The sequence below is a fragment of the Pseudochrobactrum sp. XF203 genome (genome assembly GCF_020341615.1).
Taxonomy (GTDB): Bacteria; Pseudomonadota; Alphaproteobacteria; order Rhizobiales; family Rhizobiaceae; genus Pseudochrobactrum; species Pseudochrobactrum saccharolyticum.
The window spans coordinates 2,817,501-2,832,004 of sequence record NZ_CP084392.1 but is presented as its reverse complement, the minus strand read 5'-3'; the positions used below and the strand labels follow the sequence as shown (position 1 = coordinate 2,832,004).

Below are 14,504 nucleotides of genomic sequence, written 5' to 3'. Positions count from 1 at the left end.
TGAAAGTCAAGTATCTTTTCGCCTGTTGCGCTTGCGAAGTGGTCATAATTTCGGTATGTCAGCATCACTTACCTGTCAGGAGTACCTCTCAGTACGATGGCAGGTTCCGTTGGTTCTCATTTTCATTTAGGATATGTCGACATAATGGCGCGCATTGTGATGAAATTCGGCGGTACTTCTGTGGCCGATCTTGAACGGATCCGGAATGTGGCGCGTCACGTTAAACGTGAAGTCGATTCCGGCAATGAAGTAGCAGTTGTGGTTTCGGCTATGGCCGGTAAAACCAATGAGCTGGTTGCCTGGACGCGTGAAGCATCACCGATGCATGATGCCCGTGAATATGATGCGATTGTTGCATCGGGCGAGCAGGTAACGGCCGGTCTTCTGGCGATTGTGCTGCAGTCTATGGGCGTGAATGCGCGCTCATGGCAAGGCTGGCAGATCCCGATCAAGACCGACATGACCCATGGTGCGGCACGTATTACCGATATTGACGGTTCATTTCTGATTAAGCGCTTTGGTGAAGGTCAGGTTGCGGTGATTGCCGGTTTCCAGGGTATCAGCCCGGACAACCGTATTTCGACACTTGGCCGTGGCGGCTCCGATACTTCGGCTGTTGCCGTTGCGGCAGCGGTTAAGGCTGATCGCTGTGATATTTATACGGATGTGGATGGTGTTTATACGACCGATCCGCGCGTGGAGCCAAAAGCCCGCCGTATGGCCAAGATTTCTTTTGAAGAGATGCTGGAAATGGCATCCCTTGGCGCTAAAGTGCTGCAGGTTCGCTCCGTAGAACTGGCCATGGTGCATAAAGTGCGTACATTTGTACGTTCAAGCTTTGAAGATCCGCATGCGCCGGGCATGGGTGATCCGCTCAACCCTCCCGGAACACTGATTTGCGATGAGGATGAAATCGTGGAACAACAGGTTGTAACTGGTATTGCTTTCGCCCGAGATGAAGCTCAGATCTCATTGCGCCGCGTGGCCGACCGCCCGGGTGTATCTGCGGCGATTTTTGTCCCGCTGGCTGAAGAACATATCAATGTTGATATGATTGTTCAGAATGTTTCCGAAGACGGTTCAAAAACTGACATGACCTTCACCGTTCCTTCCGGTGATATGGATAAGGCTGTGCATGCGCTGGATAAGGTAAAGGCTGAAATCGGCTGTGACTCCATCCAGTCGGAAACCGGTCTGGCAAAAATTTCGGTGATCGGCACCGGTATGCGTTCTCATGCAGGTGTTGCAGCGACTGCATTTAAGGCGCTGGCTGAAAAAGGCATCAATATTCGCGCAATCACGACCTCCGAGATTAAAATCTCGATCCTGATTGACAGCGCATATACAGAGCTGGCGGTACGAACCCTGCATTCTGTTTACGGGCTGGATAAGCACTAACAGCTGCGTGAGTTATAAAGTCTCGGAAAGGCAGTGCTTCGCGGCACTGCCTTTTTTTCTGCCTGTATTCTATTCGTTTCTGTTGGGCGGCAACATTATGCCAGGCCGTGTCGCGTTTAATCGCATTCATGGCGCTCGCTCTATCTCTTTGTTTTTACGCATGTCACTATCGGAAAACTGGTACTCACTTTTCCGCGACATGCTATTATCTTTTCAGGGGTAAACGGAAATACAGGGTTTAGCTATGCAGCCATTGCATAGCTGGAGAGTAAGAATAAGAGCAGAGCGATCCGGTTCTGGTCAGATGCAGGCAGCGGGACGAATAAAATCATTTTTGTTGATGGAGAGGCTTTAATCGGTTTATGCCCCATTTTAGACACGTAAACTGCAATAAGAGCACAATGAATAATAAGATTTGATAATTGTACTCTGGACGATTGTGAGAAAAATGCTCACAAGCAAACCAAACTGAGCTATGCACACAGCGGTGTGATTCGTGATCGGACTGGTCTTGTAGTATCAGGATGAAACAATGCCTGACCGGCCGATCGGAAAAGCGGTAAAAGCCGACGAGTAACCACATACGCTGTGTATTGTGGTTTGAGATTGGCATGAGGCATATGGAGGAGCATTGAGACCCTATGCGTGAGCTGACAGCCGGACCCCGGATTTTGCTCAAGCGTCTTCGCGCTTTAATGGCGGAAGCGCTCGAACCGCAGGAACGTCTTGACCGTATCGTGCGCGAAATCGCGCAAAATATGGTGGCGGAGGTCTGTTCATTCTATGTGCTCCGATCTGATGAAATTCTTGAGCTCTATGCAACCGAAGGTCTGAATCCGCAGGCTGTGCATCTGGCGCAACTGCGTCTGGGGCAGGGTCTTGTTGGTACGATTGCTGCAACCGCGCGCCCGCTCAATCTGACTGATGCGCAGAGCCATCCGGCTTTCACTTATCTGCCAGAAACCGGCGAAGAAATTTATAACTCCTTCCTCGGTGTGCCGGTATTGCGCGCAGGCCGGACGATGGGCGTTCTGGTTGTGCAGAACCGCACCAAACGGGCTTATCGCGAAGATGAGCTGGAAGCTTTGGAAACAACCGCCATGGTGCTGGCGGAAATGGTTGCCGCAGGTAATCTCACCCGTCTTGCGCGTCCCGGTGTAGAGCTGACTAACGGGCGTTCTGTCAGTTTCAATGGCCATGCTTATAATGACGGCGTTGGTCTCGGACATGTGCTGCTGCATGAGCCGCGCATTGTCGTAACTAATCTTTTTAATGAAGATATTGAGCATGAGATCACCCGTCTTGATGAGGCGATGGGGTCTCTGCGTCTCTCGATTGACGATATGTTGTCGCGCCGTGATGTGGCGGTAGAGGGTGAGCATCGTGATGTGCTTGAAGCTTACCGGATGTTTGCCCATGACCGTGGCTGGATGCGCCGTCTTGAGGAAGCTATCCGCAATGGTCTGACCGCAGAAGCAGCGGTTGAAAAGGTACAGAGCGATACGCGCGCACGGATGATGCATCTGAGCGATCCTTATATGCGTGAGCGTCTCAGTGATTTTGATGACCTTGCCAATCGTCTGATGCGGCAGCTGATGGGCTATGACCCGAAAACTGCTGCGGAAATGATGGCGAAGGATTCAATCATCGTTGCCCGTTCCATGGGGGCTGCGGAATTGCTGGATTATCCGCGCGAGCGTGTGCGCGGTCTGGTGCTGGAAGACGGCGCAACGACAAGTCATGTTGTGATCGTCGCGCGTGCTATGGGTATTCCGGTAGTCGGGCAGGCCAAAGGTGTGGTTGCGCTGGCTGAAAATAATGATGCGATCATTATTGACGGCGAGGATGGTCGTGTTCATCTGCGGCCGCAGTCTGATGTTGAAGCGGCCTATGCGGAGAAAGTCCGTTTCCGCGCTAAAAGACAGGCGCTTTATCGTGAGTTGCGCGATAAGCCGACGATTACCAAAGATGGTCAGCCGGTTGCATTGCTGATGAATGGCGGTCTGATTGTTGATCTGCCGCAGCTGAAGGAATCCGGTGCGGATGGTGTCGGCCTGTTCCGCACAGAACTGCAATTTATGGTGGCTTCTACTTTTCCGCGCTCCGGCCAGCAGGAAAAGCTCTATCGCGCAGTGCTGGAAGCGGCGGGTGATAAGCCGGTAACCTTCCGTACATTGGATATCGGCGGCGATAAGGTTCTGCCTTATTTCCGCTCCAACGCCCATGAAGAAAATCCGGCGATGGGCTGGCGGGCGATCCGTCTTGCTCTGGACCGGCCTGGTCTGATGCGTACGCAGTTGCGCGCGCTGCTGAAAGCTGCGGGCGGTCGTGAATTACGCATTATGTTGCCGATGGTAACGGAAGTGGCAGAGGTGAAAGCGACCCGCGAGATTATCGAGCGGGAAGTTAATTACCTGACCCGTTTTGATTATCAGCCGCCGAGCAGTCTGAAAGTCGGGGCGATGATCGAGGTGCCGTCACTGTTGTGGCAGCTGGATGAGCTGATGCGCGAAGTGGATTTCGCCTCGGTAGGATCGAATGATCTGTTCCAGTTCATTATGGCTGTTGACCGTGGCAATGCGCAGATCGCGGATCGTTTTGACCAGTTGTCTCCGGCATTTTTGCGGGTGTTGCAGCAGATTGCCGAGGCGGGCAAGCGCCACAATAAACCGGTGACACTCTGCGGTGAAATGGCGGGTAAGCCATTAACTGCGATGATGCTGGTGGGGCTGGGCTTCCGCTCGATCTCAATGTCTGCGGCGGCAATCGGACCGGTGAAAAATATGCTGTTGTCGCTTGATGCGGCGCAACTGAATACGGTTCTGAGCGACCTCGTGCAGAGACCTGATGCCAACGGATCAATCCGCGAGCATCTGGTTCGTTTTGCAACCGAACAGGGCATTCCTCTGTAACAGACCACAAAAAGCGCTGACATTTGTGCAGAAAATTTCGCAATCAGGCATTTCCGTTTGATTGCGAAATGCTTTATGGGTGCCCTCATCAAGCTGAAAACTGAATTTCAGACATATAATTATATTATCAGGATTATCGCATGGTCGCGCTTCCGCAAGACAGAATGGATCAGTTGTTAAAGCATTTTGTCATGCTTGAAGCGCAGATGGCGAATAATCCTTCGCCGGAAACCTATGTCAAACTGGCGTCGGAATATTCCGAGTTGCAAGATGTGGCGCTGAAAATCCGTGAATTGCAGGCTGTCCGTCAGGAGCTGAGCGATCTGGTTTCCATGCGTGATGATATGTCAGGCGATGCAGAAATGCGCGCTTTGGCTGAAATGGAAATTCCGGATACGGAAGAAAAAGTCGAGGCGCTGGAAGCCGAAGTCCAGATTTTGCTGCTGCCGAAAGATGCGGCGGATGAGAAAAACGCTATTCTGGAAATTCGTGCCGGTACCGGCGGTTCCGAGGCGGCCTTGTTTGGCGGCGATCTCTTCCGCATGTATGAGCGTTATGCAGCTGATAAAGGCTGGCGTGTGGAAGTTGTCTCTGCCAGTGAAGGTGATGCCGGTGGTTTTAAGGAAATCATTGCGACAATTTCCGGTAAGGGTGTGTTTTCCAAGATGAAATTTGAATCCGGCGTGCATCGCGTGCAGCGCGTGCCGGAAACAGAAGCCAGCGGACGTATTCATACCTCGGCGGCAACGGTGGCTGTACTGCCGGAAGCGGAAGATATTGATATTGAAATCCGCAATGAAGATATTCGTATTGATACGATGCGCGCGTCCGGTGCCGGTGGTCAGCACGTAAATACCACGGACTCGGCCGTACGTATCACCCATATTCCGACCGGGATTATGGTGGTGCAGGCAGAAAAATCGCAGCATCAGAACCGTGCGCGTGCGATGCAGATCTTGCGTGCCCGTCTTTATGACATGGAGCGCCAGCGTGCAGAGAGCGAACGCTCGGAAGCGCGGCGTAGTCAGGTGGGCTCCGGCGATCGTTCAGAGCGCATCCGTACCTATAATTTCCCGCAGGGTCGTGTGACGGATCACCGGATTAATCTCACACTCTATAAGCTTGACCGCGTGATGATGGGCGAGCTTGATGAGCTGGTGGATGCATTGATTTCGGATCACCAGACCGCATTGCTGGCGGAATTGGGTGATAATTGATCGCCGTTATGACTAAACCGGAAACTACAAATAACACGCTTGGTCAGCTCTTAGCCCATGTGCGGCTTGAGTTGCGACAGGCAGAAATTGACGGTGCGGAGCTGGATGCACGCCTGCTGGTGCAGCATTTTACCGGTGCATCGCTGACAGATTTTGTGATCCGTTCGGATACAGAAGTCGCGCCGGATGTGACGGAGCAAGTGCTGGGTGCAGTGCAGCGCAGGCTGGCCGGTGAGCCGGTACACCGAATCATCGGTGAGCGCGAATTTTATGGTCTGAGCTTTAAATTAAATGCCGATACGCTTGAGCCGCGCCCTGATACAGAGGCGCTGATCGGGCTGGTATTGCCGTTTCTCGAACAGAGAAGCTCGGAAAAGGGCTTCGTTGATCTTCTGGATATGGGCACCGGTACGGGGGCAATTGCGGTCACCTTATTGCATGAAATAAAGACTGCGCGTGGTGTTGCTGTTGATATTGCTGAAGGCGCCCTGCAAGCGGCACGGATCAATGCAAAATTGGCGGGTGTTTCATCACGTCTGGCTGTTCTGAAAAGTGACTGGTTTGGTGCCGTTCGCGGAAAATATGACCTGATTGTCTCGAATCCGCCCTATATTCCGGCAAAAACAGTGCTTGAACTGGACAGGGAAGTTAAAGATTACGATCCGCGCCGTGCTCTGGACGGCGGAGAGGACGGATTAAATTTTTATCGTGCTCTTGCAAGGCACAGTGGCGCCTACCTACATGATAATGGTATAGTTGCTGTGGAAATCGGGGCAGGACAGGCGGATGATACGGAGGCAATTTTTGCACAATATTCATTCCGTCTGACAAGCGTAGCCGAAGATTTGGCCGGTCATAAACGGGCATTGTCATTTCAGCGTTGACTTTAATGTTTAATATGCCCAAAAAAGACTTGGAATTTACGGCAAACACGTCTAATTTCCTGTCACCGCTACTGCATCGCATGTCCTGTAGGATGGATGAAAGATGCGGTAACAATTCGGACTAATGCGTAATCTCATTTTTAAACCGGCAGCGATTTAAAGAATTATGCATTGGTATGTCGGACAGGGTTGTCAGCCTGAAATTATATGTTTGAATTTATATCTTTATAAAACCGTGTCATGCGACGCGAAATTATGAGTGATTCAGACGTTTTGATCAGCAGCTGTCCGGTGGTTTTTCAACCGACCTCCTTTGCGGAGTTGCTGACACGGCAGCACAAAACTTAAATTAAAATTATACGCTGAAAGTGCGGGGCGCGCTTTCTGTTATTGTAGTTATGAAGTCGCTCAGCCCTTTCAGCTGAAATGATTTCTTCGCCCCTAATCTGAAAAGAGATGAGTATGAGGCCAGGACAGCAGAACAGGCGCATGCGTGGACGGGGGAATAATAACCGTAAGGGCCCTAATCCTCTTTCCCGTAATTACGAAAGTAACGGACCTGATGTAAAAATCAGGGGTAATGCGCAGCATATTGCCGAAAAATATATGACTTTGGCCCGTGATGCGCAGGCGACCGGCGACCGGGTGATTGCAGAAAATTATTTGCAGCACGCTGAACATTACAATCGCATTATTCTGGCGGCACAGGCACAAAATCCTGCGCCGGTGCAGCGCGATGAAGCTTTTGATGATGACTTTGATGATGAAGAAGGTATGGAGCAGGGTCATTCCGGCCAGTCCGTATCGCATCAGGAAGTCTATGATGGCAGCGGCCCGCAGCCTGTGATCGAAGGTACGCCTGCTGAAGTGATGTATGGCGAAGAAAATTCCCGTTCTTCCAACCGTAATAACCGTCAGCAGAATAATCGTCAGGATCGCGGCGACCGTAATGATCGCAATGATCGTAACGACCGCAACAATGACCGTCAGGGTCGCATGCAGCGTCCGCGCCGTCATCAGCGTCCGGAATATGGTGCAGATCAAGGACAGGAAGCGCCGGTTGCAGCCGCACAGGTGCCTTTTGACCAGTCTGCTGAACAGCCGGTTGTCACGTCAAATTTTGCTGAACCGGTTGTGACTGAAGTTGCGGAAGCGCCTGTTACCCGTCGTCGTCCGCGTGCCGCTGCGCCTGTTATGCAGGACGGTGATGATGCACCGGCAGTTGAAGCGAAGAAGGATGTTGTTGCTGAAGCAACCGGTGCGGATGAAGCACCGGCACCGCGCACCCGCCGTGTTCTGCGCCCGCGCCGCACGACAAGCCGTGCAGCGAAAGCTGATGGTGAAAATCAGGATCAGGATACCGCTTTTGCTGAAACAGAATAATCTGTTTGCATAAGAGAGAATAAAAACCGGCAGGGAAATCTGCCGGTTTTTTTATGTGCGGGCGGGCATGACTGCGGCTTTGCATAACTGCGGGCGGGGCTTAACCCCTGTTGTGATAATAATTTTTCACCTTCATGCTTTCAGCCCTTGCAGGGAGAGGACTATCGCCCCATATCCCTTGTGACAGGATGCCGGAGCAATTTATTCCATGCATTTCCAGTGAAACTGGTTCTGATTTTTGCCAGAATATTTTGTCCCGTTTATCTAAATCTGCTGAATAATGGTTCCTGCCTTTAAGGGGGAGCCGTCACCCATGATCTGCCAGTGCCTTGAAGGGCTGGCGGGCGAAAAGGAGACACTATGAATATTGAAAAATACAGCGAGCGCGTACAGGGTTTTCTCCAGTCAGCGCAAAGCTTTGCATTGAATTCTGATAACCAGCAATTTGCCCCTGAACATCTGCTGAAAGTTTTGGTGGATGATGAAGAAGGTCTGGCTTCCGGCCTGATCGAGAGGGCAGGCGGTCGCCTTGCTGATCTTAAGCTCGGATTACAGAGTGCCTTGGCTGCACTGCCGAAAGTAACCGGCGGTAGCGGACAGCTATATCTGTCGCCTGCACTTGCAAAAATCCTGACCACTGCGGAAGAACTGGCCACCAAAGCCGGTGACAGCTATGTCACGGTTGAGCGTCTGCTCACCGCTTTCACATTGGAAAAAAGCGCAAAAACCTATGAAATTCTGACACATGCCGGTGTCACAGCCAAAGCTTTGAATGAGGTGATTAATCAGATGCGTAAAGGCCGGACTGCCGATAGTGCTTCTGCCGAAGCCAATTTCGAAGCGCTGAAAAAATATGCCCGTGACCTGACCGAGGATGCGCGTTCCGGTAAGCTTGATCCGGTGATTGGCCGTGATGAAGAAATCCGCCGTACCATTCAGGTTCTGTCGCGTCGTACCAAGAATAATCCGGTGCTGATCGGTGAACCGGGCGTGGGTAAAACCGCGATTGCTGAAGGTTTGGCACTGCGTATCGTCAATGGAGACGTACCTGAATCGCTGAAAGACAAGCGGTTGATGGCGCTGGATATGGGCGCACTGATTGCCGGTGCGAAATATCGCGGTGAATTTGAAGAACGTCTGAAAGCTGTGCTGACGGAAGTTGAAGCGGCGGCCGGTGAAATCATCCTGTTCATCGACGAAATGCACACTCTGGTCGGTGCCGGTAAATCGGACGGCGCGATGGATGCGTCCAATCTGCTGAAGCCTGCGCTTGCCCGTGGTGAGCTGCATTGTGTTGGCGCAACCACATTGGAAGAATACCGCAAATATGTTGAAAAAGATGCGGCGCTTGCCCGTCGTTTTCAGCCGGTATTTGTCAATGAGCCAACCATTGAAGATACGATCTCGATCCTGCGCGGTCTGAAGGAAAAATACGAGCAGCACCACAAAGTGCGTATCTCAGATTCTGCTCTGGTATCAGCCGCAAGCTTATCGAACCGCTACATCACGGATCGTTTTCTGCCGGATAAGGCAATTGACCTTGTGGATGAAGCGGCTGCACGTTTGCGTATGCAGGTGGATTCCAAGCCGGAAGAGCTGGACGAGATGGACCGCCGTGTCATGCAGCTGAAAATTGAGCGTGAAGCGCTCAAGCTGGAAACCGATACGGCTTCGAAAGACCGGTTGCAGCGTCTTGAAAAAGAGCTGACCGATCTGGAAGAGGAATCCGCTGAGCTGACTGCCAAATGGCAGGCAGAAAAGCAGAAACTCGGCCATGCGGCAGATCTGAAAAAGCAGCTTGAAGATGCGCGTAATGCTTTGGCGACTGCCCAGCGTAATGGTGAATTCCAGAAGGCCGGTGAACTGGCCTATGGTACGATCCCGCAGCTGGAAAAACAGCTGAGCGATGCGGAAGCACAGGAAAATACCGGCACAATGCTGGAAGAAACTGTGTCGCCGGATCATATTGCGCAGATCATTTCCCGCTGGACAGGTATTCCGGTTGACCGGATGCTGGAAGGCGAACGGGAAAAACTGCTGCGGATGGAAGATGAACTCGGTAAGCGGGTGATCGGTCAGGGTGAAGCGGTGCAGGCGGTCTCGCGTGCGGTGCGTCGTGCCCGTGCCGGTCTGCAGGATCCGAACCGTCCGATCGGCTCGTTCATCTTCTTAGGACCGACCGGTGTTGGTAAAACAGAATTGACCAAAGCTTTGGCCACATTCCTGTTTTCCGATGAAACGGCCATGGTGCGGATTGATATGTCCGAATTCATGGAGAAACACTCGGTTGCCCGTCTGATCGGTGCCCCTCCGGGCTATGTCGGTTATGAAGAAGGCGGTGTGCTGACAGAAGCTGTGCGTCGTCGTCCGTATCAGGTGATCCTGTTCGACGAGATTGAAAAGGCACATCCGGATGTCTTCAACGTGTTGTTGCAGGTGCTGGATGATGGTCGTCTGACCGATGGTCAGGGACGTACGGTGGATTTCCGCAATACGCTGATTATCATGACCTCCAATCTTGGTGCGGAATATCTTGTTGCACTGAATGAAGATCAGGATGTGGATAGCGTACGTGAAGAAGTTATGGGTGTTGTCCGTGCATCTTTCCGTCCGGAATTCCTCAACCGCGTGGATGAGATTATTCTGTTCCATCGCCTGCGTCGCTCCGAAATGGGTGCGATTGTCGATATTCAGCTGGCAAGGTTGCAGAACCTGCTGAGTGACCGCAAGATCACGCTGGATGTTGAGGATGACGCCCGTAACTGGCTGGCCGATAAGGGCTATGATCCTGCTTATGGTGCCCGCCCGCTGAAACGGGTGATCCAGAAACAGGTACAGGACCCGCTCGCCGAGAAAATTCTTGGCGGCGATATCCTCGATGGTTCGGTTGTGGATATTTCGGCCGGATCAGACCGGCTGGTTTTCCAGCCTAAGCCGAAACACTGAGCTTCAGGGTACAATACACCCTGATTGAGTGAAGAGATGGCAAGCGGCATCACTGAATGTGGTGCCGCTTTTTCATGGCGCTTTGGCTTTATTTAATTGTCGCATGCTCGCGGACGCTCAATGAGTCCATTGAGCTGCGTCATGCTTTATAAAAAATATCTGTTGCGGATTGTCTTCTTCATATGCAGTTAAGTTATTAACCATAAAAATGGCCTGATCTGTGACTAAGGCATTTCAGGTCAGGCGACTGGCTGAAGAAACAAGATTTGCGCTTTAAAGGGTGTGGTATGCATAAAATGCGGGGAATTCTATGGAAGACTTATCTCGGACTGTCGGTGACAGCGCTGACGGGTCTGACAGCGGCGACCGCTTATGCGTCTCCTTTTGATATTGGTGGTTCTGCTTCCGGTGAGGAGCGTCCCGTGTTGATGGCACAGCTTTATGATCCGGGTGAAGTTATTTATCAGGATAACAAAGTGCGGGTCTATATTGATGCTTCAGGGCGTCAGGTGACCATGGATAATAGCGGCAAGATTTTGCGTATTCAGGAACAGCCGGGCGGCTATCCGCAACAGCCTCCGCAGCAGCCGGATTCTAATGATAACTGGACATTGAACGGACCGGTCGGCGGCGGCGTGCCTTATGACGGCTTTGCCAATGTGCCGGATGATGCCGGTACGGATTATTTTCCGGCAGCACCACGTAGCAATACGGGTGTAAATAATGCTGCGGTTGACCGTTCTGCATTGCCGGATGTCGGTGCTGCACCGTCACCGGATGATAATGATTTCAAACCTGCGATTGAAGATCCTTACGGACAATATCCGAACACGTCTTCCGGCATGTCCGGTTCGCAGACACCGTCAGTTGTGATGCCGAAAGGTCAGGGTGCGAAAGCTAAATTTGCAGCCTATCAGATCATGCTGGATCGTGCCGGTACATCACCGGGCGTGATCGACGGCAAAGCAGGCAGCAATGTTGACAAGGCGGCCGCGTCCTATCTGGAAGTAACAGGTCTGAGCATTAATCCGGCAGATGAAACGCAGGTCAATGCCCAGCTCGAAGCCACAGGCGGCCCTGCTTTCACAGAATATACGATTACCAATGAGGATATCGGGCGTTTTTATCTGGCTTCTGTCCCCAATGATTACAGCGATAAGGCAAAGCTGCCGGAAATGGCCTATGTCTCGCCGCGTGAAATGCTGGCTGAAAAATTCCACATTGATGAAAATTATCTTCAGGAAATCAATCCGGGGATCAGTTTCCGCCAGCCCGGCGAAGTGATCCGTGTACCTAATCTGGGCAAGCAGAAGCGTGCGCCTATTGCCAAAATTATTGCGGATAAGGCGCGCAAACAAGTGCGCGGCTATGATGTAAACGGCAAACTGGTTGTGGCTTACCCGTCGACAATCGGCTCGGCAGATAATCCTTCGCCGTCCGGCATTGTGACGGTTGAACGTATCGCGACCAATCCGAATTACACGTATAATCCGAAGATTAATTTCAAACAGGGTAATAATGACAAGGTGCTGATTGTGCCGCCGGGGCCTAACGGGCCGGTGGGTACTGTGTGGATTGCACTGTCAAAACCGACTTATGGTATTCACGGCACCCCTGATCCGTCCCGTATTGGTAAAACAGCCAGTCACGGTTGTATCCGCCTTGCCAACTGGGATGCGGAAGAACTGGTCAAGCTTGTAAAACCCGGAGTGACCGTGGAGTTTACGGAATAAGAAATAAAAAAGCGGCCTGAACGGCCGCTTTTTTATTCTATAAAATTATCAGCTTTTTGCCTGAGATGTATTGGCAACCTTGGCAGGGGCATCTCCCTTACCATCCAGCAGCTGATCAATACGGTTACGTTCACGCGTAAAGACTTCCAGCTGTTTTCCGCCCAGAGACTGACTTTGCGGCATACGGATACGCATCGGATCAACTTTCGCGCCATTCACAATCACTTCATAGTGCAAATGCGGGCCGGTCGATAGACCGGTTGAACCGACATAACCGATCAGCTGGCCCTGACGAACACGTGCGCCGGGTGTAATGCCGGAAGCAATCGCGTTCTGGTGGTTGTAACTGGTCTGATAGCCGTTGCCGTGACGGATAATGGTCTGATTGCCGTAACCATTGGCCCAACCGGCTTTTTCAACAACACCATTACCGGCAGCGAGAATCGGGGAGCCGCGCGGTGCACGCCAGTCAACACCTGTATGCATACGGACATAACCGAGGATAGGATGGCGTCGTCCGCCGAATGGCGAACCGAAGACACCGTTCGGAACCGGTTTACGGATCAGGAATTGCTGGGCACTGCGGCCATTCTCATCATAAAATTCCACGCCGCCTTCCGGCGACTGGTAGCGGTAGAATTTTTTGGTCGTGCCGCCCATATTGGCGCTGACATAGAGCAGCTGAGATTCTTCATTCGCACTTTCGGAATCTTCCGGCAGGGAGAAGAATGCTTCAATCGCATCGGAGCGGGTGATCTTGGATTGCAGATCGACATCATTCGCCAGCATTTTTATCAGCTGCCGTGCCATATCATTGGTCATGCCATAGGCAAGGGCTGCTTTATAAACGGCATCATAAACAGATGGCAGCTCACCGCGGATTGTCGGCGGCGGTGCATTATCATCAAATGCAGTTTGCAGAAGCGGGGTCATTTCCGGTTCATCAGACGGAACATACTGGTTTTGATCGTCGAGAGCGACCGTAACAATATGGGTTGTTCCGTTATAGAGTGTAACACGGACAATATGATCTTCTTCTTCAGAAGAGGTCACGCCCACACGCAATACGCTGCCAGCCTTCAGGCGCGGCGAATTCATCAACTTGCTCAGGGCTTCAGCAATATTATCCGCATCTTCCCCCTCATAACCGCTCTTATTCAGAGCATCGATGATTTTCGAATCCGAACGGAAAGGAATAATATCTTCGGAGAAGCCGGTATTGGTTTCGCCATCGAGAAGGCGGTTGCTGACGCTGACATTCTCCTGCGTGATACGCACGCCAAGCGGTTGTGTCAGCGTATAAGGGGAGTCACCACTATTACCAAAGCGCAGCGGATCGACATAATGAAGAGACGCGATCTGCACATCGCCGTCGGTCAGCAGCTGACCGGTGCTGCGAACGACTTTTTCAACTTCGTCACTGGTAAGATCTGATGCTGAATCATAGTTTCCGGCATTTACCGGAAAATCGATCGTACGCAGACTGATTTCACTTTCAACCTTCGCGCCGTAAATTTGTCCGGTATTCGCAGCCTGTACCTGCTGTTTGGCGCCGTCAGAGAAAACAGCCATAGCATCAAATGCCGGATATTGGCGGCTTGCCGGATGATCGGCGGCCAAAGCCATACGGACATATTCAAAAGGTTTGGTACGGATAACCTCGCGCTCACCAACTTTCTGCATGGTTGAAACTTCCATGCGGCGGCGGTCGCGGCTTTTTTGTTTGGTGACAGTTGCAATAACGCGGTTGCCCTTGGTGCTGTCCTGAGCATCCGATTTCGCCGGCATTTCTTCTTTTGTAACAAGCTCCGGAGGCGTCGCTAATTGCTGACGTCCGTCGAGTGCTGCAAAGAGTGCAACACCAATGAGTAATGAGGCTGTAATGCCGGTCAGAAAAGTACCGGCCAGCCACCGCGCAGAAACTTCACGCCGATCCGGTGGTCCGCGACGCCCGTCCGTGATGAGCGGCGGCTCATCTCCGGGGTCGCTGGAGTTGGTCACGATCTGCTGATTCATGCCGCGCAGTACCAT

At 52.0% G+C, this 14,504-nt stretch carries 8 protein-coding genes; 7 read left to right on the top strand and 1 reads right to left on the bottom strand.

What is annotated here, in order from left to right:
- Positions 1–144: 144 nt before the first annotated feature.
- From LDL70_RS12850 to LDL70_RS12820, 7 genes are all read left to right on the top strand, one after another.
- Complete coding sequence (locus LDL70_RS12850; RefSeq protein ID WP_022711258.1) at positions 145–1,398, top strand: aspartate kinase; 1,254 nt, start codon at positions 145–147, stop codon at positions 1,396–1,398.
- A gap of 641 nt (positions 1,399–2,039) precedes the next feature.
- On the top strand, positions 2,040–4,310 hold the full coding sequence (ptsP, locus tag LDL70_RS12845; RefSeq protein WP_225685232.1) for a phosphoenolpyruvate--protein phosphotransferase: 2,271 nt from the start codon (positions 2,040–2,042) through the stop codon (positions 4,308–4,310).
- A 140-nt stretch (positions 4,311–4,450) separates the two neighbouring features.
- Entirely contained in the window at positions 4,451–5,527 is a 1,077-nt protein-coding gene (prfA, locus tag LDL70_RS12840; RefSeq protein WP_225685231.1) for a peptide chain release factor 1, read from the top strand.
- 8 nt (positions 5,528–5,535) lie between these two features.
- The gene (gene prmC / locus LDL70_RS12835) at positions 5,536–6,411 is read left to right on the top strand and encodes a peptide chain release factor N(5)-glutamine methyltransferase (protein ID WP_225685230.1); all 876 of its coding nucleotides are present in this window, start codon (positions 5,536–5,538) and stop codon (positions 6,409–6,411) included.
- Between the two features lie 456 nt (positions 6,412–6,867).
- Positions 6,868–7,794: a DUF4167 domain-containing protein gene (locus LDL70_RS12830; protein WP_370637682.1), complete on the top strand. Its 927-nt coding sequence runs from the start codon at positions 6,868–6,870 to the stop codon at positions 7,792–7,794.
- 360 nt (positions 7,795–8,154) lie between these two features.
- Complete coding sequence (gene clpB / locus LDL70_RS12825; RefSeq protein WP_022711252.1) at positions 8,155–10,740, top strand: ATP-dependent chaperone ClpB; 2,586 nt, start codon at positions 8,155–8,157, stop codon at positions 10,738–10,740.
- Between the two features lie 296 nt (positions 10,741–11,036).
- Positions 11,037–12,473: a L,D-transpeptidase gene (locus tag LDL70_RS12820; protein ID WP_225685228.1), complete on the top strand. Its 1,437-nt coding sequence runs from the start codon at positions 11,037–11,039 to the stop codon at positions 12,471–12,473.
- 48 nt (positions 12,474–12,521) lie between these two features.
- On the opposite strand, the gene LDL70_RS12815 is transcribed toward LDL70_RS12820, so the two are convergent.
- The gene (locus tag LDL70_RS12815) at positions 12,522–14,489 is read right to left on the bottom strand and encodes a M23 family metallopeptidase (RefSeq protein ID WP_225685227.1); all 1,968 of its coding nucleotides are present in this window, start codon (positions 14,487–14,489) and stop codon (positions 12,522–12,524) included.
- Positions 14,490–14,504 lie beyond the last annotated feature (15 nt).